The organism is Iodobacter fluviatilis (assembly GCF_900451195.1).
GTDB classification, from domain to species: domain Bacteria; phylum Pseudomonadota; class Gammaproteobacteria; order Burkholderiales; family Chitinibacteraceae; genus Iodobacter; species Iodobacter fluviatilis.
Map to the genome: position 1 here is coordinate 350,840 of NZ_UGHR01000003.1, position 19,647 is coordinate 370,486.

19 protein-coding genes are annotated in these 19,647 nt (G+C 50.2%); 16 read left to right on the forward strand and 3 right to left on the reverse strand.

Going from position 1 to position 19,647, the window contains the following annotated elements:
• Nucleotides 1-123: 123 nt before the first annotated feature.
• From mnmG to DYD62_RS17050, 13 genes are all read left to right on the forward strand, one after another.
• Nucleotides 124-2,016 (forward strand): tRNA uridine-5-carboxymethylaminomethyl(34) synthesis enzyme MnmG, encoded by a 1,893-nt coding sequence (gene mnmG / locus DYD62_RS16990; protein WP_115228601.1) that lies wholly within the window; start codon nucleotides 124-126, stop codon nucleotides 2,014-2,016.
• Complete coding sequence (rsmG, locus tag DYD62_RS16995) at nucleotides 2,013-2,663, forward strand: 16S rRNA (guanine(527)-N(7))-methyltransferase RsmG (RefSeq protein ID WP_115228602.1); 651 nt, start codon at nucleotides 2,013-2,015, stop codon at nucleotides 2,661-2,663. Before mnmG ends, rsmG begins: the two co-directional genes overlap by 4 nt.
• A 221-nt stretch (nucleotides 2,664-2,884) precedes the next feature.
• The gene (locus DYD62_RS17000) at nucleotides 2,885-3,670 is read left to right on the forward strand and encodes a ParA family protein (RefSeq protein ID WP_205836428.1); all 786 of its coding nucleotides are present in this window, start codon (nucleotides 2,885-2,887) and stop codon (nucleotides 3,668-3,670) included.
• Nucleotides 3,667-4,488 carry a ParB/RepB/Spo0J family partition protein gene (locus tag DYD62_RS17005; RefSeq protein WP_115228603.1) on the forward strand — a complete coding sequence of 274 codons (822 nt, stop codon included), beginning with the start codon at nucleotides 3,667-3,669 and terminating at the stop codon, nucleotides 4,486-4,488. Before DYD62_RS17000 ends, DYD62_RS17005 begins: the two co-directional genes overlap by 4 nt.
• A gap of 165 nt (nucleotides 4,489-4,653) precedes the next feature.
• Nucleotides 4,654-5,025: an ATP synthase subunit I gene (locus DYD62_RS17010; protein WP_115228604.1), complete on the forward strand. Its 372-nt coding sequence runs from the start codon at nucleotides 4,654-4,656 to the stop codon at nucleotides 5,023-5,025.
• A gap of 1 nt (nucleotide 5,026) precedes the next feature.
• The gene (gene atpB, locus DYD62_RS17015; protein WP_115228605.1) at nucleotides 5,027-5,815 is read left to right on the forward strand and encodes a F0F1 ATP synthase subunit A; all 789 of its coding nucleotides are present in this window, start codon (nucleotides 5,027-5,029) and stop codon (nucleotides 5,813-5,815) included.
• 84 nt (nucleotides 5,816-5,899) lie between these two features.
• A complete protein-coding gene (gene atpE, locus DYD62_RS17020) occupies nucleotides 5,900-6,187 on the forward strand; it encodes a F0F1 ATP synthase subunit C (RefSeq protein WP_099396737.1) in 288 nt (95 codons plus the stop codon).
• 29 nt (nucleotides 6,188-6,216) lie between these two features.
• A complete protein-coding gene (locus tag DYD62_RS17025; RefSeq protein ID WP_099396736.1) occupies nucleotides 6,217-6,687 on the forward strand; it encodes a F0F1 ATP synthase subunit B in 471 nt (156 codons plus the stop codon).
• A 7-nt stretch (nucleotides 6,688-6,694) separates the two neighbouring features.
• Nucleotides 6,695-7,231, forward strand: coding sequence for a F0F1 ATP synthase subunit delta (locus DYD62_RS17030; RefSeq protein WP_115228606.1), 537 nt, complete (start codon nucleotides 6,695-6,697; stop codon nucleotides 7,229-7,231).
• Between the two features lie 8 nt (nucleotides 7,232-7,239).
• A complete protein-coding gene (gene atpA, locus DYD62_RS17035) occupies nucleotides 7,240-8,781 on the forward strand; it encodes a F0F1 ATP synthase subunit alpha (RefSeq protein ID WP_099396734.1) in 1,542 nt (513 codons plus the stop codon).
• A gap of 28 nt (nucleotides 8,782-8,809) precedes the next feature.
• Nucleotides 8,810-9,679: a F0F1 ATP synthase subunit gamma gene (gene atpG, locus DYD62_RS17040; RefSeq protein ID WP_115228607.1), complete on the forward strand. Its 870-nt coding sequence runs from the start codon at nucleotides 8,810-8,812 to the stop codon at nucleotides 9,677-9,679.
• A gap of 42 nt (nucleotides 9,680-9,721) precedes the next feature.
• Nucleotides 9,722-11,101 (forward strand): F0F1 ATP synthase subunit beta, encoded by a 1,380-nt coding sequence (gene atpD, locus DYD62_RS17045; RefSeq protein ID WP_115228608.1) that lies wholly within the window; start codon nucleotides 9,722-9,724, stop codon nucleotides 11,099-11,101.
• A gap of 11 nt (nucleotides 11,102-11,112) precedes the next feature.
• Nucleotides 11,113-11,538, forward strand: coding sequence for a F0F1 ATP synthase subunit epsilon (locus tag DYD62_RS17050; protein WP_115228609.1), 426 nt, complete (start codon nucleotides 11,113-11,115; stop codon nucleotides 11,536-11,538).
• Nucleotides 11,539-11,649: 111 nt separating this feature from the next.
• Here the strand turns inward: DYD62_RS17050 and DYD62_RS17055 are convergent, their stop codons facing one another.
• A complete protein-coding gene (locus DYD62_RS17055) occupies nucleotides 11,650-13,176 on the reverse strand; it encodes a methyl-accepting chemotaxis protein (protein ID WP_115228610.1) in 1,527 nt (508 codons plus the stop codon).
• Nucleotides 13,177-13,338: 162 nt separating this feature from the next.
• Here DYD62_RS17055 and DYD62_RS17060 point away from each other — a divergent pair, with 162 nt between their 5' ends.
• Together DYD62_RS17060 and glmU are read left to right on the forward strand one after the other, a co-directional pair.
• Entirely contained in the window at nucleotides 13,339-14,826 is a 1,488-nt protein-coding gene (locus DYD62_RS17060; RefSeq protein ID WP_115228611.1) for a carboxypeptidase M32, read from the forward strand.
• A 556-nt stretch (nucleotides 14,827-15,382) separates the two neighbouring features.
• The gene (gene glmU, locus DYD62_RS17065) at nucleotides 15,383-16,750 is read left to right on the forward strand and encodes a bifunctional UDP-N-acetylglucosamine diphosphorylase/glucosamine-1-phosphate N-acetyltransferase GlmU (protein WP_115228612.1); all 1,368 of its coding nucleotides are present in this window, start codon (nucleotides 15,383-15,385) and stop codon (nucleotides 16,748-16,750) included.
• Nucleotides 16,751-16,792: 42 nt separating this feature from the next.
• On the opposite strand, the gene DYD62_RS17070 is transcribed toward glmU, so the two are convergent.
• Complete coding sequence (locus DYD62_RS17070) at nucleotides 16,793-17,140, reverse strand: hypothetical protein (RefSeq protein ID WP_115228613.1); 348 nt, start codon at nucleotides 17,138-17,140, stop codon at nucleotides 16,793-16,795.
• A 37-nt stretch (nucleotides 17,141-17,177) separates the two neighbouring features.
• On the reverse strand, nucleotides 17,178-18,086 hold the full coding sequence (locus DYD62_RS17075) for an RluA family pseudouridine synthase (protein WP_115228614.1): 909 nt from the start codon (nucleotides 18,084-18,086) through the stop codon (nucleotides 17,178-17,180).
• Nucleotides 18,087-18,539: 453 nt separating this feature from the next.
• Between DYD62_RS17075 and ychF the strand changes: the two genes are divergently transcribed.
• The gene (gene ychF, locus DYD62_RS17085; protein WP_115228616.1) at nucleotides 18,540-19,631 is read left to right on the forward strand and encodes a redox-regulated ATPase YchF; all 1,092 of its coding nucleotides are present in this window, start codon (nucleotides 18,540-18,542) and stop codon (nucleotides 19,629-19,631) included.
• Nucleotides 19,632-19,647 lie beyond the last annotated feature (16 nt).

Consider the following 19,647-nt stretch of genomic DNA (forward strand, 5'->3'; position numbering starts at 1 on the left):
GTTCCGGGATATTGCTACAATGGGCAGGGGGCATTTTTGCACAGGCACTCATCGCTTCGCGATAGTCGTCAGGGCTAATACGGCGTAAAATCTTGCCCCTTTGCTTGCTGGATGCTCAACGCTATGCTTTATCCTACTCGATACGACGTGATTGTTGTCGGCGGCGGACACGCCGGGACTGAGGCTGCGTTGGCGGCCGCCCGCATGGGTAACAAAACCCTGCTGCTGACACACAATATTGAAACCCTTGGTCAGATGTCCTGCAACCCGTCGATTGGTGGGATTGGCAAGGGGCATTTGGTTAAAGAAGTGGATGCTTTAGGCGGCGCAATGGCGCTAGCCACCGATTTTGGTGGCATTCAGTTTAAAACCCTCAATTCCAGTAAAGGCCCAGCCGTTCGCGCCACGCGCGCGCAGGCCGACCGTGTTCGCTATAAAGCAGCGGTGCGCCATATGTTAGAAAACCAGCCGAATCTGGATTTATTTCAGCAGGCTGTGGATGATCTGACATTAGATGGTGATCGTGTCACTGGCGTGATTACCCAAATCGGTATTCGTTTTGAAGCAGGTGCAGTGGTACTGACTGCTGGAACTTTCCTTTCTGGTAAAATTCACGTTGGTTTGGAAAACCACGTTGGTGGCCGTGCCGGGGATCCTGCTTCGGTCACGCTTGCTGCCCGCTTGCGCGATTTAAATTTACCTGTTGGCCGCCTGAAAACAGGTACGCCACCACGGATTGATGGCCGATCAATTGATTTCTCGGTACTGGAAGCGCAATACGGTGATACGCCAGAGCCTGTGTTTTCGGTGCGTGGGAATGTGGGTATGCACCCCAAGCAATTGCCTTGCTGGATGGCGCACACCAATCTTAAAACGCATGAGATTATCCGCAGCGGTTTTGATCGCAGCCCGATGTTTACCGGTAAAATTGAAGGCGTTGGCCCGCGCTATTGCCCAAGTATCGAAGATAAAATTAATCGCTTTGCCGACAAAGACAGCCATCAGATTTTCTTAGAGCCAGAAGGCTTAGATACCCACGAATATTATCCAAACGGTATTTCAACCAGCTTGCCGTTTGATATTCAGCTGGCCGCTGTGCGCTCGATTGCCGGTATGGAAAACGCGCACATTCTGCGCCCAGGCTATGCCATTGAGTACGATTACTACGATCCGCGCAATTTAAAAGCCAGTTTCGAAACCAAAAGCATTGCCGGTTTATTTTTTGCCGGGCAAATTAATGGCACAACAGGTTACGAAGAAGCGGCTGCACAAGGTTTGTTAGCGGGTTTGAATGCCGGTCTCTATGTGCGTGAAAAAGATGCGTGGACGCCAAAACGCAATGAAGCATACCTTGGTGTGCTGGCCGATGATCTGGTCACCAATGGCGTGACTGAGCCTTACCGCATGTTTACCAGCCGCGCCGAATACCGCCTGCAATTGCGTGAAGATAATGCTGATTTACGCCTGACTGAAAAAGGCCGTGAGCTGGGTCTGATTGGCGATGCGCAATGGGATGCTTTTTGCAAAAAACGCGATGCCATTGATTTAGAATTGGAACGCTTGCGCACGACATGGGTAAATCCACGTATTCTTTCGGTAAGCGATGCTGAGCGTGTGCTGGGTAAAGCGATCGAGCGTGAATATACGCTGGCCGATTTACTCCGCCGCCCGCAGGTCTCTTACGATAGCCTGATGTCGATGGAAATCGCCAAACCCGCTGTAGAAGACCCGTTGGTGGCCGAGCAGGTAGAGATTCAGCTGAAATATCAGGGTTATATCGAACGGCAACAATCTGAAGTGGCTAACCGCGATAATCTGGAAGAATTCCTGCTGCCTGCAGATCTGGATTTCACTGATGTATCGGGCTTATCCAAAGAAGTGCAGCAAAAGCTGATCAAACATAAGCCGGAAACCATGGGCCAGGTCTCCAGAATTTCCGGGATTACCCCAGCGGCCATCGCTTTAATGCTGGTTCATTTAAAGAAAAAGCAATTGCTTGAAAAAGGTAAAGAATGACTGCTACTGATTCCATGTTTTCTGAGCTGGCCACTGGCCTTGCCGAGCTAAAAATTGATTTATCAACAGCACAATCGGTCAGCTTGCTGGCTTATGTGACGCTGATTGCGAAATGGAATAAAACCTACAGCTTGACAGCAATTCGCGAGCCGGAGCGTATGGTTTCGCATCATCTTTTGGATTCACTTGCTCCCTTGCCGCATTTCAAAGGCCAAGCAAATGAAAAAATTCGCATTTTGGATGTAGGCTCAGGTTTTGGCACGCCAGGTATTCCATTGGCCATTGTGCGGCCTGACTGGCAATTGTTTTTGCTCGATTCAAATCATAAAAAAACGACGTTTTTGCGTCAGGTGATTGCTGAGTTAAAACTCACCAATGTTACGGTGCTTACTGAGCGTGTAGAGCTTTACAAACCAGAAGCGCCATTCCAGATTATTACCTCACGCGCTTTTGCGGAGTTAGCTGAGTTTGTAAAACTCACTCAGCACCTGCTGGCGCCGGAAGGGGAGTGGGCTGCTTTGAAAGGGGTTTATCCTTTTGAAGAAATTGCACACTTACCTGAAACAGTAAAAGTAAGGGCTGTGGATCATTTAAAAGTGCCTGGAATCGATGCAGAACGCCATTTAGTGCATGTGGTTAAGGTGTAATACATACTAGACAGCCTGCCTGACTTAAGACTGATCTACTGCGGAAAAACCGGATTTGGCGATATTTCACGCATTTTTTCGTTGAATAGCCAGCTATTCGCCTCAAAAATCCATGAAATCTGTCTCAAACCGGTCTTTCCCTCGCTACGATCGTTTAAGTCCGACAGGCTGCTAGGGCGGGTGAAGCCCGCCATTTTGCTGGGCTACTTAAGGGCTAAATAATGAAAATTCTGGCGATTGCCAATCAAAAAGGCGGAGTAGGTAAGACCACTACAGCCGTTAATTTGGCTGCAAGTCTGGCGCATCTTGGCAGAAAAGTGCTGCTGGTTGATCTGGACCCGCAGGGCAATGCCACCATGGGTGTGGGGATTGATAAGGCAAAATTAAGCAGCTCGGTTTACAACCTTTTGCTGGCCGCTACCCCGATTCAGGACATTATTTTGCGCTCAGAATCTGCGGGCATTGATGTGCTGCCAGCTAATCGCAATCTGGCGGGTGCGGAAGTTGAGCTAGTCAATCAGGAACACAGAGAATCGCGGCTGAAAGATGCTTTAGCGCAAGTTGCTGATCAGTACGATTACATTATTTTAGATTGCCCGCCCGCGCTGACCTTACTTACGCTGAATGGCCTTGTGGCTGCGGATGCGGTATTGATTCCGATGCAGTGCGAGTATTACGCTTTAGAAGGCTTGTCTGATTTGGTGAATACGCTGAAGCGCGTTAAGCAATCGATGAATCGTAAAATTGAAATCGAAGGCCTCTTGCGAACCATGTTTGACCCGCGCTCAACGTTGGCCCAGCAAGTGTCAGATCAGCTCATTAAGCATTACACCAGTAAACTTTACCACACGGTTATTCCTCGTAATATTCGTCTGGCTGAGGCGCCTTCTTATGGTCGCCCAATCTTGTCCTACGACAAAAACTCTAAAGGCGCACTGGCGTATCTTCAGCTTGCCGAAGAGTTGCTGGCTCGTCACAACCTGCTTGAAGAGACTCCCACAGCATGAAAATGAAAGGACTTGGACGCGGTTTAGATGCACTGATGGGGGATAGTCAGGATTCCTTACAAAATTTGCCGATTACCTCTTTGCAGCCGGGTAAGTACCAGCCCCGCTTGCAGATGGATGAAACGGCTTTAGAGGAACTTGCTGATTCGATTCGTGCCCAAGGGCTGATGCAGCCCGTGCTGGTACGTCCAATCGGGCTGGATAAGTACGAAATTATTGCAGGGGAGCGCCGCTGGCGTGCATCGATTAAAGCAGGCCTAGTAGAAATACCCGCATTAGTGCGTGAAATTGCCGATGAAGCTGCTTTGGCAATGGCCCTGATTGAAAATATCCAGCGTGAAAATTTAAATCCGCTTGAAGAAGCATTAGGTATTTCGCGCCTGATCGAAGAATTTGGGATGACGCATGAAGCGGCAGCCACTGCAGTAGGCAAATCACGCGCCAGCGTTTCAAACTTATTAAGACTATTAAGTTTGTCCGAGCCACTGCGGAAGATGCTAATGGCTGATCAGCTGAGTATGGGGCATGCTCGCGCCCTGTTGCCTTTGGATGATTTATTGCAGTTGGATACGGCAAGGATTGTGATTTTGAAGGGCTTGTCGGTAAGAGAAACCGAGGCTTTGGTCAAAAAACAACAAGAAACCGTGCCAGAAAAGCCTGTAAAGCAAGCAGACTCCCGGCTTTCAGAATTAGCCGCAGAATTATCAACAAGGGTAGGCGCTAGGGTGTCTATCAAGGCCGGAAAGCAGGGAAGTGGCCGGATTACAATTGAATACAACAGCCCAGAACAATTGGATGGCTTGCTTAGCAAGATGTAACAAAGTTCTGACTAAAATGCACCAAGTTTGGCGAAAGCTTATCCTGCCAATACTCTTGCACAAATTGAATGACAAGTAAATTTTACTAAAAAGATCAATAGGTAAAATTGACGCAACACAAATCAGGTCAGTATAATCGCGGGGTTTTTCCCCAGTGGTGAAGTAATGATCGGGAAAGCACAGGTTCGGGGCATCATCCGGCTAAAGATTGGAATCGCCATCAGTACGGCTCTCCTCCTCTTCTTGATCTTGGGACAAAATCCGGCAATTTCAAGTTTACTGGGCGGTTTTATTGCGGTGATGGGCAGTGTTTTATACGCAGCCATTGCATATCGCATTGAATTCGCCCCGCCAGCAGTACTTCTCAAGCAGCACTTTGCTGCAGAAATGTGCAAGTTGGTTTGTACACTCGTCGCTTTTGCGGCGTTGTTCATTTTGTACCGAAAGGCAGATTGGCCATGGACGTTTGTGGGTTATCTTGCCACCACCAGTGCCTTTTGGTTTGGGCTTTTGATAAAATTTGACGGCAAAAAATAACATGACTGAACATCACGCACCCGCTAACGCTACCGAGTATATCCAGCACCATTTGTCCTTTAATCAGGCCGCCAATGGTTTTCACCTAGATACATTCTGGGTGGCTCTTGTTTTAGGCTTCCTGTTTGTCGGTATTTTCGCATTTGCCGCACGTAAAGCGACCGCTGGCGTGCCTGGTCCATTGCAAAACTTTGTAGAAATGATCGTTGAGATGGTAGATAGCCAGATCAAAGATGCATTTCACGGTAAATCAAAAGTAATTGGTCCATTAAGCCTGACGATTTTCTGCTGGGTGTTCTTAATGAACTCAATGGATTTCTTGCCGGTTGATCTGTTGCCATGGATTGGCCAGCACGTATTTGGCATTGAAAAGCTGCGTGTTGTACCAACTGCAGACGTAAACCAGACTTTTGCGATGTCATTAGCGGTGATGCTGCTCATTATTGGCTTTTCCATTAAAGCTAAAGGGCTTGTTGGCTGGCTGAAAGAGTTATTTACAGCGCCATTCCATGCCGAAGGCTTGGTGATGACGATTCTGTTGGCCCCAGTTAACTTTGCTTTCCAGCTGGTTGAGCTCGTTGCTAAGCCAATTTCTCTGGCTCTGCGTTTGTTCGGCAATATGTATGCCGGTGAGCTGATCTTTATTCTGATCGCACTGCTGCCATTCTGGGCGCAGTGGGTTCTGGGTACTCCATGGGCGATCTTTCACATCCTAGTGGTTACCCTGCAAGCCTTTGTATTTATGATGTTGACGATTGTTTATCTCAGCCTTGCGGTTGAAGATCACTAATTTATTCGGCCAGCCTAGGCTGGCCGCTATAAGTGTTTTGCTTTCCCCTTGTTTTACCCAACCTTCCTCTTGGAGATATTAGAAATGGTTGCACCAGAAGTAATTGCTAGCGTTCAAGGCATGACTGTAATCGCTGCCGCGATCATCATCGGTTTAGCTGCTATCGGCACTGCACTTGGTTTTGCTCTGCTTGGCGGTAAGTTCTTAGAGTCTGCTGCCCGTCAGCCAGAAATGATCCCGGTTCTGCAAACTAAGCTGTTCATTATCGCTGGTCTGTTAGATGCTATCTCGATGATCGGCGTTGGTGTTGCTATGCTTTACACCTTCAACAACCCGTTCCTGACTCCGCTGCTGAGCCTCGTTGCTAAGTAATCTAGCCCGTCTTTTAGGAGGACATCAGCGTGGATATTAATCTGTCGCTTTTTGGCCAAATGATCACATTTGCGATCTTGGTCATCTTCACGATGAAATTCGTGTGGCCTCCGCTGACCCAGATTATGGACGAGCGTGCTAAGCGTATCGCCGACGGTTTAGCTTCTGCTGATCGTGCCAAGCAAGATCTTGAACTGGCCGAGAAAGCAGCGGCTGACAAGCTTCGCGAAGCAAAGCAGCACGCAGCCGAAATCATTGCGCAAGCTGAAAAGCGTGGCGCGCAATTGGTTGAAGAAGCCAAGGGCCATGCAAAGGCAGAGGGCGAACGCCTTGTTGCCGGCGCTCAAGCGGAAATTGACCAGCAAATTCAACAGGTAAAAGAAGCCTTGCGTCAGCAGGTTGCAGGTTTGGTACTACAAGGTACTGAACAAATTCTGCGCCGCGAAGTTGATGCAAATGCCCATGCCGAGTTGTTAGCATCCATCAAAGCGGAACTGTAAGAGCGTCATGGCAGAACTCATTACCGTCGCAAGACCCTACGCCGTAGCTATTTTTCGTCTAGCCAAAGAAACCGGCACCTTACCTTTATGGTCTGATGTGCTGGCTCAGCTCGCCCTGATTGCAGGTAACGAGCTGGCGCTGGAAGTTGTAGCTAATCCAAAGTTTTCCGTGGCTCAGGTTAAGGAGCTGTTGCTTGGATTATTGGGCGGTCAGCAAAGCGCTGAAGTGCAAAACTTCATCGATGCTGTACTTGAAAATCGCCGCTTCACCGTCCTACCGGCGGTGGCAGAGCTATTTGAAGAGTACAAGGCAGCAGATGCAGGCGAAGTTGAAGCCCGCATCGAATCTGCTTTTGCTTTGACCGATTCCCAGGTTGCTGAATTATCCGCAACTTTATCCCAACAGCTGCACCGCAAGGTCACGGCCCAAGTCAGCGTTAACCCGGAACTCATCGGGGGCGTGAAGGTGACGGTAGGTGATCTGGTCGTAGACGCATCTGTCCGCGGCAAGCTAACCGCTCTCGCCTCGAGCCTGAAGAGTTAGGAGAAATCATGCAACTTAATCCGTCCGAAATCAGTGAACTGATTAAAGCTCGGATCCAGAATTTATCGACTGCAGCAGAAACACGTACCACAGGTACTGTAGTTTCCGTAACAGACGGTATCGTTCGTGTGCACGGCCTATCAGAGGCTATGCAGGGCGAAATGCTGGAATTCCCGGGTAATACTTTCGGTCTTGCGCTCAACTTAGAGCGTGATTCCGTTGGTGCCGTTGTGCTTGGTGATTACAAGCACATTCAAGAAGGCGACGAAGTCAAATGTACCGGCCGTATTCTGGAAGTTCCAGTTGGCCGTGAATTGATTGGTCGTGTTGTTAACTCTCTTGGCCAGCCTATCGACGGCAAGGGCCCATTGGGTACAACAGAATCTGCACCAATTGAAAAAATTGCGCCGGGCGTTATTGCCCGCCAATCTGTGTCGCAACCACTGCAAACTGGTATCAAATCGATTGATACCATGGTGCCAGTAGGTCGTGGTCAGCGCGAGCTGATCATTGGTGACCGTCAGACCGGTAAAACTGCCGTTGCTCTGGACGCGATCATCAACCAGAAAGGCACAGGCGTGACATGTATTTATGTTGCGATTGGCCAAAAAGCTTCTTCGATTGCCAACGTAGTGCGCAAGCTGGAAGAGCACGGCGCGATGGGTCACACCATTGTGGTTGCTGCTGCTGCTTCTGAAGCTGCTGCGCTGCAATACATCGCTGCATACTCCGGTTGCACGATGGGTGAATACTTCCGCGACCGCGGTGAAGATGCTCTGATCGTTTATGACGATCTGTCCAAGCAAGCTGTAGCTTACCGTCAAATCTCCCTGTTACTGCGCCGTCCTCCGGGCCGTGAAGCGTATCCGGGCGATGTGTTCTACCTGCACTCGCGCCTGCTGGAACGTGCTTCCCGCATTAACGAAGCAGAAGTAGAAAAACTGACTAACGGTGCAGTGAAAGGCAAAACCGGTTCTTTAACCGCTCTGCCTATCATTGAAACCCAAGCAGGTGACGTATCTGCATTCGTTCCAACTAACGTGATTTCGATTACTGACGGTCAGATTTTCTTGGAAACTGACTTGTTCAACGCGGGTATTCGCCCAGCGATGAACGCCGGTATCTCGGTATCCCGCGTGGGTGGTGCAGCGCAGACCAAGGTTATTAAGAAGCTCGGTGGTGGTGTACGTCTGGCTCTGGCTCAGTATCGTGAACTGGCTGCGTTCGCGCAGTTCGCTTCTGATCTGGACGAAGCAACACGTAAGCAACTTGAGCGCGGCAAGATGGTTACAGAACTGATGAAACAGGCTCAATACAGCCCGTTGAAAGTTTCCGAACTGTCGATCACGCTGCTGCTGATCAACAAAGGTGTGTTTGATGACATCAAAGTTGAAAAAGCATTGGCGTTTGAAGCTGCATTCTTGGCTGACCTCAAGGCTAACCACGCAGACGTACTGGCTCGTATCGAAGACAAGGGTGACCTAGCTTCTGATGACGAAAAAGTGATCGTTAAAGCAGTGGAAGGCTTCAAGGCCAGCGCCGCGTATTGATTTGATACGTTGAGACAAGGATCAAATCATGGCAAGCGGTAAAGAAATTCGGACAAAGATCAAGAGCGTAAAAAATACGCAAAAGATCACCCGCGCTATGGAAATGGTTGCGACATCAAAAATGCGCAAGGCCCAGGAACGCATGAAAGCGGCACGCCCTTACGGTGAAAAAATCCGTAATGTGGCTGCCCACCTGAGCGCTGCCTTTGTTGATTACACGCATCCTTATTTGCAAAAGCGCGACGTTGTTAAGCGTGCGGGCCTGATTACGATTACTTCAGACAAGGGGCTGTGTGGTGGTTTAAACACCAACTCCCTGCGTCTGGCCGTGAACCGTATGAAGGATTGGCATCAGGACGGCGTAGAAACCTCTGTCACCGCGATCGGTAACAAGGGTATTGGGTTTATGAACCGTTACGGCGCAAAGGTTTTATCCTCTGCGCACGGACTGGGAGATACCCCGCACCTTGAGCAGCTGATTGGCCCGATCAAAGTTATGATCGATGCCTTTATTGCTGGTGAAGTAGACGAAGTACACCTCGTTTACACACGCTTCGTGAATACCATGAAGCAAGAGCCAGTGATTGAGCAGCTGCTGCCGTTATCAGACAACGCATTTGGCGAGCCTAAAAAAGGCTACAACTGGGAATACCTGTTTGAGCCGGATGCGAAGACTGTGATCGACGAATTAATGAGCCGTTACATTGAGGCGCTGGTTTACCAGGCCGTAGCGGAAAACATTTCTTCTGAGCAAGCGGCCCGTATGGTGGCGATGAAAGCGGCGACTGATAACGCAGACAATGTGATCGGCGATCTGCAGCTCCTTTACAACAAAACCCGTCAAGCAGCGATTACGAAGGAACTCTCCGAAATCGTTTCTGGCGCGGCAGCGGTGTAAGGCCCTGACGCACAACGGATTAACTGGGATTTAGGAATAACGATGAGCCAAGGTAAAATCGTACAAATCATTGGCCCGGTTGTTGACGTGGAATTCCCACACGACAGCCTGCCCAAGGTGTATGACGCAATCAAGCTCGACGCAATCGACCTGACGCTGGAAGTACAGCAACAGCTCGGCGACGGCGTAGTGCGTGCGATTGCAATGGGTACTACTGACGGCCTGAAGCGCGGCATGTTGGTAAGCGGTACTGGCGCACCGATTTCGGTGCCAGTAGGTAACGCGACACTGGGCCGCATCATGGATGTGCTCGGTAACCCGATTGATGAAGCCGGTGAAGTGAAGAGCGAGCATAAGCGCGCTATTCACCAACTTGCACCTAAGTTCGACGAACTGAACCAATCTATCGATCTGTTAGAAACAGGTATCAAGGTTATTGACTTGATTTGCCCGTTTGCTAAGGGTGGTAAGGTGGGTCTGTTCGGCGGTGCGGGTGTGGGTAAGACCGTTAACATGATGGAACTGATCAACAACATCGCTAAGGCACACTCGGGTCTGTCCGTGTTTGCTGGTGTAGGTGAGCGTACCCGTGAAGGTAACGACTTCTACCACGAAATGAAGGACTCTAACGTTCTTGATAAAGTGGCGATGGTTTACGGTCAGATGAACGAGCCACCAGGCAACCGTTTGCGCGTAGCGCTGACTGGTCTGACGATGGCCGAACACTTCCGTGATGAAGGTCGTGACATTCTGTTCTTCGTAGATAACATCTACCGCTACACACTGGCCGGTACTGAAGTATCTGCTCTGTTGGGCCGTATGCCTTCTGCTGTGGGTTATCAACCTACTCTGGCTGAAGAAATGGGTGCTCTGCAAGAGCGTATTACTTCGACCAAGACCGGTTCGATTACATCTATTCAGGCCGTTTACGTGCCTGCGGATGACTTGACCGATCCATCGCCAGCAACAACATTTGCTCACTTGGATGCAACCGTTGTTCTTTCGCGTGACATCGCCTCCCTAGGTATCTACCCAGCGGTTGATCCACTCGATTCAACATCGCGTCAGCTTGATCCGCAAGTGGTGGGTGAAGAGCATTACGCTGTTGCGCGTGGTGTGCAGCAAACACTGCAAAAGTACAAAGAACTGCAGGATATTATTGCGATTCTGGGTATGGATGAATTGTCTCCTGAAGACAAATTGTCGGTATCTCGCGCACGTAAGATCCAACGTTTCTTGTCACAGCCTTTCCATGTGGCCGAAGTATTTACTGGTTCTCCAGGAAAATACGTGCCACTGAAAGAAACCCTCAAGGGCTTCAAGGGCATTCTTAATGGCGATTACGACCATCTTCCAGAGCAAGCCTTCTACATGGTAGGCAGCATCGAAGAAGCGGTTGAAAAAGCCAAGACCATGCAATAAGGATTAGTGCCATGGCAATGACAATGCATGTGGACGTGGTAAGCGCAGAAGCACTGATTTACTCTGGCGTGGCTGAGTTTATCTCGGCACCCGCCGAAAAAGGTGAAATTGGTATTCTGCCGCGTCACGCCCCACTACTCACTCGTGTGAGGCCCGGAGCGGTGCGCATCAAAGTTGCCAATAGCGATGAAGAAGTGATTCTTTATGTTTCAGGCGGCATGTTAGAAGTGCAGCCTCATGTAGTTACCGTACTGGCCGATACGGCTATTCGTGGTAAAGACATCGACGAAGCTAAGGCGCTAGACGCCAAACGCCGCGCCGAAGAAGCATTAAAGAACCACGGCTCATCGATGGACTTTGCGATGGCTCAGGCCGAGCTGGTAGAAGCCGTAGCGAAACTTGCTGTGGTGGACAAGCTCAAAAAGCGTGGTCACTAAGCTTTAGTGTGGTGAATAAAAAAGGCAGCTTCGGCTGCCTTTTTTACGTCTGAAGATTAAGTCAGCAGCGAAGTGATCGCTTTGAGCAAGCTGGTTTTTGGCAAGTACTGCTTAAGATCGTTTAATTTTAAAAAATGCCAGCATGGTTTGCACCTGAAGGGCCTGATTGCTCAGCTGTTCGGCTGTGGCAGACAGCTGCTCAGATGCAGCTGCGTTGGTTGCTACGCGCTGTGAGACTTCGCCAATATTCTGGTTGATCAGCTCAAGCTCATGGCACTGTTCGTGGCTGTTGGCGGCGATTTCCTGAACCAGGCCAGCGGTTTTTCTAATGGATGGTTCTATATTATTGAGCTGTTCACCAGCGGCTTCAGCAAGCTGTACGCTGCTCTTAGATAAGTCGCCAATCTCTTGCGCGGCCAATTGGCAGCGCTCGGCCAGTTTTCTGACTTCAGCCGCGACAACAGCAAAGCTTTTACCATTTGCGCCTGCCCGGGCCGCTTCAATGGCCGCATTTAAGGCCAGTAAATTAGTTTGATAGGCAATATCGTCAATGATCAGAATCTCCTTAGCAATTTTGCGCATGGCTAAGGTGGTTTTTTGCACAGACTCACAACCGCTGCGTGCATCCAATGTGGATTGACGTGCCATAGAGTCGGTGATGTGCGCGGTATGCGTATTCTGGCTGGTATGAATGCTGAGATTATCAATTGATATGCTGCTTTCTCTCAGGATGTCGGCATTGATGCTGGTGTTCTTGCAGACCAGTTGTGCGGCACTGGCTACTTCAGAAGATGAGCTGTAAGTCTCCTCTGTTGCATTTCTCAGCCTAATGACAATAGAGTTTAGTTTTTCTACCATCTGGCGCATGGCAAATAAGAGGCTATTTTGATCTTTGGCGTGCACCAGCACATCTAGGCTAAGATCACCGGCAGCGACTTGCCGGGCTACACTTACCGCGTAAGCGGGCTCACCACCCAGCTGTCGCAAAATTTGCTGCGTACTTAGCAAGACCGCAGCAATGCTGATTAAAAAACCACCAAGTGCAGTAATAAGTACGGTCCAAAAGGTGTTCTTACCCCTTATATCGATCTGTTTGCGGGCGATTGCAATATCGTTTTCTTCCAGCTTCACTAACTGGCTAAGATGGCTCATTGCCGTTTTATAAGCACGGTAGGCATCCCCATTAATGAGCGCATAGGCCTCGGTGGGTTGCCCCAGCCGTGTGAGTTTAAAGGCCTCTTTATCAATTTTTTCAAATTGCAGCAGCTGGCTTCGCACCTGATTGATAATGGCTCTTCTGCTGGCGTCTTTTTCTATCGCATATAAGCTGTTTAAAGCGTTTCGTCCATTATCCAAATTGACTTGAAATTGTTTTTCCGCAGAATCTTCCATTTGGGTGGTCCAGGCATGGATTTGATTGCGGTCATCGGTGGTGGTGCTTGTGATGTGAAACGCGGCCTGATTGGCCAAAAATACTCTGCGGGCGTTTTCATCTAAAGCTTGGGATGCAAGACCGCTGATCGATGCTATGGCGTGCAGCGTGAGTAATACAATGCCCAAGGTAACCAATGTAAGTAATCCTGCAGGCAGCATTATTTTCCAAATGATTTTAAGATCCCGCATTGCCAGTTGTCTCATTTTATTACCTGCATACAGATTAGCTGGCGTCTGACTTACCTGCAGTTTTACCTTGCTTAAACACGTATGTGGCTTAGCTGACTGGTGCCAGGGTTCAAAGCAATTGCGCTTGTTATCCAAGCTGGCAGAATAAGTATTCTTACCTATAGAGATCCTATTTCAATGAGCCAAACCGCCTACCAAGCTGTTGTTGCAACGTTTACCCGTATTTATCGTTATGAGCATCTGGGATCGCTGGCAGGCTGGGATCAGGCTGCCATGATGCCTTCAAAAGGCAATGATGCACGCGGTGCGGCGATGGCCGAGCTGGGTGTGCTAATTCATAACACGCTGACCGATCCGGCATTAGCTGAGCTGATCAAGGGCGCAGAGGCTGAAGATTTAAGCGCAGCAGAGCAAGCCAGCCTGCGCGAGATTAAACGCCAGTGGGAACACGCCAATTTATTGCCCGCCAGCTTGGTAGAAGCCAAAACACTTGTTGGATCGCACTGCTCGCATGAGTGGCGTACACAGCGGCAGAATAATGACTGGCAAGGTTTTTTGGCTAATTTCCGAGAGGTAGTGCGTTTATCCCGTGAAGAAGCGCAGCTTTTGGCAAAAGAAACAGGTCTTTCGCCTTACGAATCGCTACTAAATAAATACGAGCCTGGTATGAGCTGTGCTGAGCTCGACCGTATTTTTGGTGATGTAAAAAGCTGGCTGCCCGGGCTGATTCGTCAGGCAATGGAGAAGCAAGCCACGGAGCAGGTGATTGCTGCTACTGGCCCGTTTGCCGTTGAAAAACAACGTGCGCTGGGTTTGGATGTGATGGCCTTGCTGGGGTTTGATTTTGAAGGCGGGCGTCTTGATGTTTCGAATCACCCTTTCTGCGGCGGTGTGCCCGAAGACGTACGTATTACCACCCGCTATCGCGAAGATGACTTTATGCAAAGCATGATGGGCATTGTGCATGAAACCGGCCACGCCCGTTATGAGCAAAGCCTGCCGCGCGAAACGGTAGCCCTGCCGGTTGGCCGCGCCCGCTCTATGGGTATACACGAAAGCCAGAGCCTGTCATTTGAAATGCAATTAGGCCGCAATCCGGCATTCTTAGCCCTGATCAGCCCGCTGGTGAAAAAGCATCTGGGTGATCAGCCCGCATTTGAGGCGGCCAATCTGGCCAAAATGTACACCCGTGTGCACCCTGATTTTATCCGTGTGGACGCCGATGAGCTGACTTACCCGGCCCATGTGATTTTGCGTTATGAAATTGAGCGGGCGCTGATTGATGGCGAAATCGAAGCCGATGATGTGCCAGCCCTGTGGGATGAAAAAATGCAGGCCTATCTGGGTGTGGATACCAAGGGCAATTTTAAAAATGGCTGCTTGCAGGATATCCACTGGACGGATGGCGCGTTTGGCTATTTTCCAAGCTACACGCTGGGTGCAATGTATGCAGCACAGTATTTTGCCACGATACGCAAGCAGCAGCCGGATCTGGACGAGCGCATTGCGGCGGGTGATTTAGCGCCGATATTTAATTGGCTGAACGCCAATATCTGGAGCCAAGCCAGCCAGTGGGAAACGGGCGAGCTGGTCCGCCGTGCCACAGGCGAGCCGCTTAACCCGGCTCATTTCCGCAAGCATTTAGAGCAGCGGTATCTGGCTTAATAAGTCTGGGAATTCAGGGCGGGTTAGCCAGTATTTTGGCGTAACCCGCCATTGCAGCTGCGATATATCAGTCGGCATTGCACAATGTGTAGGGCGGGAGAAATCCCATGCAGGCTAAGCAAAATCAAAAAGATCTTTTTAGCCTTCGGCAAGTTGATTTAGCTGGGGGAATCCCCCGCGTGGGACTCCCTTTCTTGAATGGCTAGGAAAGGAAACAAAATCGCAACTTCAAAAGCACGAAGGTCCCTGCGGATAGTGGTGTTGTGTCAACTCGCTTTACTCAAACACAAATTAACGACTACCCCGCCCCGCTTATTTCTCGTGTCGCGGCTTCATGGGGAGATTTAAGCCCCGTACTAAGATCGTAGTGATTACGTTTTTTTAGGGTTTGCAAATAACCAACAATTTGCTTAGTGCGCATAGTGAGAAACTCGCCAGCGATGCTGAAAAGTAAGCGAGTTTTCCTCGTTCTATAGCGTTCACATTACATTTAGCAGCTGGTTTGTAGCGTAAAAAGGGTTAAAATAATGTCTTTTAGCTTACTAGGTCTTGCCGCATGAGCGCTTTGCTTGATGTTGTTGTCCTTGCTGCTGGCCAGGGCAAGCGTATGTATTCCAAAATGCCAAAGGTTTTGCATCGCCTAGCGGGGAAACCCTTGCTGGGGCATGTACTGGATACGGCAAGACAGCTACAGCCAGGTAAGTTGGTTGTGGTTTATGGCCATGGTGGCAAACAGGTACAGGAAGAATTACTCGGCAGCACGGATCTGGAATGGGCACATCAGGCCGAGCAGCTGGGCACGGGCCACGCGCTGGCACAGGCTTTGCCGCATTTGCAGGGTGAAACCACGCTGATGTTATACGGCGATGTGCCCTTAACCCGCTTAGCTACGCTGCAAGCGCTGTTAGCAGCCAGCAGCCAAGGGCAGTTAGGGATACTGACGGATATTCTGGACGATGCCACGGGCTATGGCCGCATAGTTCGCGATGCTGCGGGTAAGGTAAGCTGCATTGTTGAGCAAAAAGACGCCAGCCCTGAGCAAGCAGCAATTACGGAAATGAACACAGGCATTCTGGCACTGCCAACCGCAAAACTGGCAGGCTGGCTTTCCGAGCTTAAAAATGACAATGCCCAGGGCGAATATTACGCCACCGATCTGATCGCTCTAGCGGTGCGTGATGGTGTTGAAGTGGCTACCGTGCACCCGCAGGATCACTGGGAAGCCGAGGGCATTAATAATAAGGTGCAGCTGGCCCAGTTGGAGCGTATTCACCAGGCCGAAATCGCACAATCATTATTGCTGGCGGGCGTTAGCCTGATTGATCCGGCACGTATCGACGTACGTGGCACGTTGCGTCATGGTATGGATGTGGTGATCGATGTGAATTGCGTGTTTGAAGGTGATGTCGTTCTTGGCGAAAACGTAAGCATCGGTGCCAATTGTGTTTTAAAGAATGTGACGATCAATGATGACACAATCATTCATCCTTTCAGCCATCTGGAAAACGCGGTAGTCGGGAAGGGTAATCTGATTGGGCCATTTGCCCGCCTGCGTCCTGGCGCGGAGCTGGCTGATGATGTGCATATCGGCAACTTCGTTGAAATCAAAAAAGCCACCATCGGTAAAGGCTCAAAAGTAAATCATCTGAGCTATATCGGCGATACCACCATGGGCAGCAAGGTGAATGTGGGGGCGGGGACGATTACTGCTAATTACGACGGCGTGAATAAATTCCGTACCGTGATTGAAGACGAAGTGCGTATTGGCTCGAATAATGTGCTGGTGGCTCCCGTCACCATTGGTGAAGGTGCAACTACGGGTGCAGGATCGGTGATTGGCAAGAACGCACCGGCTGGCGAGCTGACTGTAGCGCGGGCCAAGCAGGTCACTATTTATGGCTGGCAGCGGCCAGTAAAGAAGTAAGTGCTCAGATAGCAAAAGGCGCGGTGTTTGATGCGCCTTTTGCTATGATTTGTGGCCTTCCCAGTGAAATAAATGCAAAACCCGGTGGGCTACCGGGGCAAGCATCATGCCGATCGCCGCAACAAATATTAAACCCGCGTAGAGCGCATACAAGCCCACAAATAATTTGCCGCCATTGCTTACCGGCGGGGTTAGCGGCCCCATCCCTCCCAGCATCATGGCGCCATTTAAAAAGCCATCGTGCCAGCTGTGCAGCTCAAAATAGACATGGCCTGCCGCCCCTAAAGACAGGGACAGCAAAATGAGCAGTAAAGCACCAGCAAAATGCCACAGCAGCCGAGTGCAAAATTTTGCCCATGGCAGCGGAGGATGATGTCGGGATTCGTACATGTTCAGCCTGTTTTTGAATGATCATCTCTGATAGACATTATTCAGGCCAGCTCAGTTCCCTAGGGCTTTCAAAACGCCTGCTTTCACCAGTAAACGGATCAATAAATTCAATTGCTCTAGCTAATAATTGCAATGGGCGGCTGAAGTCATCGCCTTTTTCGGGCAACAATTCGGGATACCAAGGATCATTTAAAATTGGCACGCCAAGCGCACTTAAATGGGTGCGCAGTTGGTGCTTTTTGCCGGTATGTGGTTTGAGGCGATAACGTGCCCAAGCGCCGCGTACCTCGATCAGCTCGATATAGGTTTCGCTATTGGGCTCACCCTCGGCCTCTTCCATCGTGAACATGCCCTGCTGCTCCTGCATAAAGCTGCGGTGCACACGGGGCAGCTCCAGATCGGCACGGTAGGGGGCGATGGCTTCGTATTCTTTGGCCACATCCCGCTCAGAAAACAGCGCATGGTAGCCAGCGCGGCAGGCTGGATCGAGGCTGAACAACATAATCCCTGCGGTTTCTCTATCTAAGCGATGAATCGGCGCAATGTCGGCTATGCCCAGTGACTTACGTAATCGGGTCAGCAGTGTTTCTTGCAGATAACGCCCTGCCGGAATACAGGCCAAGAAATGCGGTTTATCCGCCACCAGCAATCGCTCATCCTGATAAATAATGTGCTCGGCAAAAGGTACCGGCGTTTCTTCCGGCACTTCGCGGTAATACCAGATGCGGCCATTGGGCTGAAAGCCGCTTGCTACATTCAATACCTCGCCCTGATGATCAACAATCTCGCCGCGCTCTAAACGCCCACGCAAAATTTCGGCTGGCATATGCGGAAAGCGGGTGATTAAAAACGTCAGCAAATCAGGCCATTGCCCGGCGGGCAGCTGCAAAAAGCTCGGGGCAATGCCATCACGATGTGGCAGAGGGGATGTACGGCGTTTACTCATGAGCGGGGCAATCAAAGGCAAAGGAGCTGCAGTTTACGGGGCGGGGGCGGGGAAAGGAACCTTAGCATTGCAGGGCAGGGTGATTGTTCGCGCAAAAATCCAAATCTTGAACCACAGAGAACACAGAGTTACACGGAGAAGGCTAAGCATAAGGATCTGTACAACTTTAAGCATCGTTTCAGCTTTAGCCTCCCCCTTAGTAAAAGGGGGCTGAGGGGGGCCGAGGGGGATTTGCCTTTGAATTGGCTGGGTGCAATTTTATAAATAAACCTCGTTTTTCTCCGTGAAACTCCGTGTTCTCTGTGTCCTCCGTGTTTTAAGACTTGGTTTTTTTGCGGTAACACCCGCCATTTGACTATGGGATTTGTGCGGGGTGGAAGCGGCAAGCTTCACAATCGGGTAAAATCCCGTTTTTAAGTATATGTTGGCCGCGATTTGCGGCGAAAGGATGATATGAGTCTCAAATGCGGCATCGTTGGCCTGCCTAATGTCGGTAAATCGACCCTGTTTAATGCACTGACCAAGGCCGGTATTGCGGCTGAAAACTATCCTTTTTGCACCATCGAGCCAAATGTTGGCATCGTAGAAGTGCCGGATGTGCGCTTAGCTCAGCTGTCAGAAATCGTAAAACCACAAAAAATCCAATCGGCGATCGTCGAATTTGTGGATATCGCAGGCTTGGTTGCGGGCGCTTCCAAAGGCGAAGGCTTGGGTAACAAGTTCTTGGCCAACATCCGTGAAACCGACGCCATTGTGAACGTGGTGCGCTGCTTTGAAGACGATAACGTTATCCACGTGAACGGCAAGGTAGACCCAATCGCCGATATCGAAACCATCGGCATCGAGCTGGCACTGGCCGATTTGGCCACAGCAGAAAAAGTATTCACCCGCGATAGCAAAAAAGCCCGCGCTGGTGATAAAGAAGCCATCCAGATGGTGGCGGTACTAGAAAAGCTCTTGCCACTGCTGAACGATGGTAAGCCTGCCCGCTCGGCCGGCCTGTCTGATGATGAAGTGCTGGCGATTAAATCGCTGTGCCTGATGACCATCAAGCCCGCTATGTACGTGGCTAATGTGGCCGAAGATGGTTTCCAGAATAACCCGCTGCTCGATCGCCTAGTGGCTCATGCTAATGCTGAAGGTGCGCCGGTTGTGGCCGTTTGCGCTGCAATTGAAGCCGAAATCGCCGAGCTGGATGACGCCGACAAGCAAGAATTCCTCGCCGAGCTGGGCTTGGAAGAGCCTGGCCTGAATCGCCTGATTCGCGTTGGCTACGATTTACTCGGCCTGCAAACCTACTTTACCGCTGGTGTAAAAGAAGTGCGTGCCTGGACCATCCACAAAGGCGACACCGGCCCGCAAGCCGCAGGCGTGATCCACACCGACTTCGAACGCGGCTTCATCCGCGCCCAAACGATTGCTTTCGATGATTTCATCCAATACAAGGGCGAGCAAGGCGCAAAAGAAGCCGGCAAGATGCGCGCCGAAGGTAAGGAATACGTAGTGAAAGATGGCGATGTATTGAATTTCTTATTCAATGTGTAAAGTATAAAACAACAGG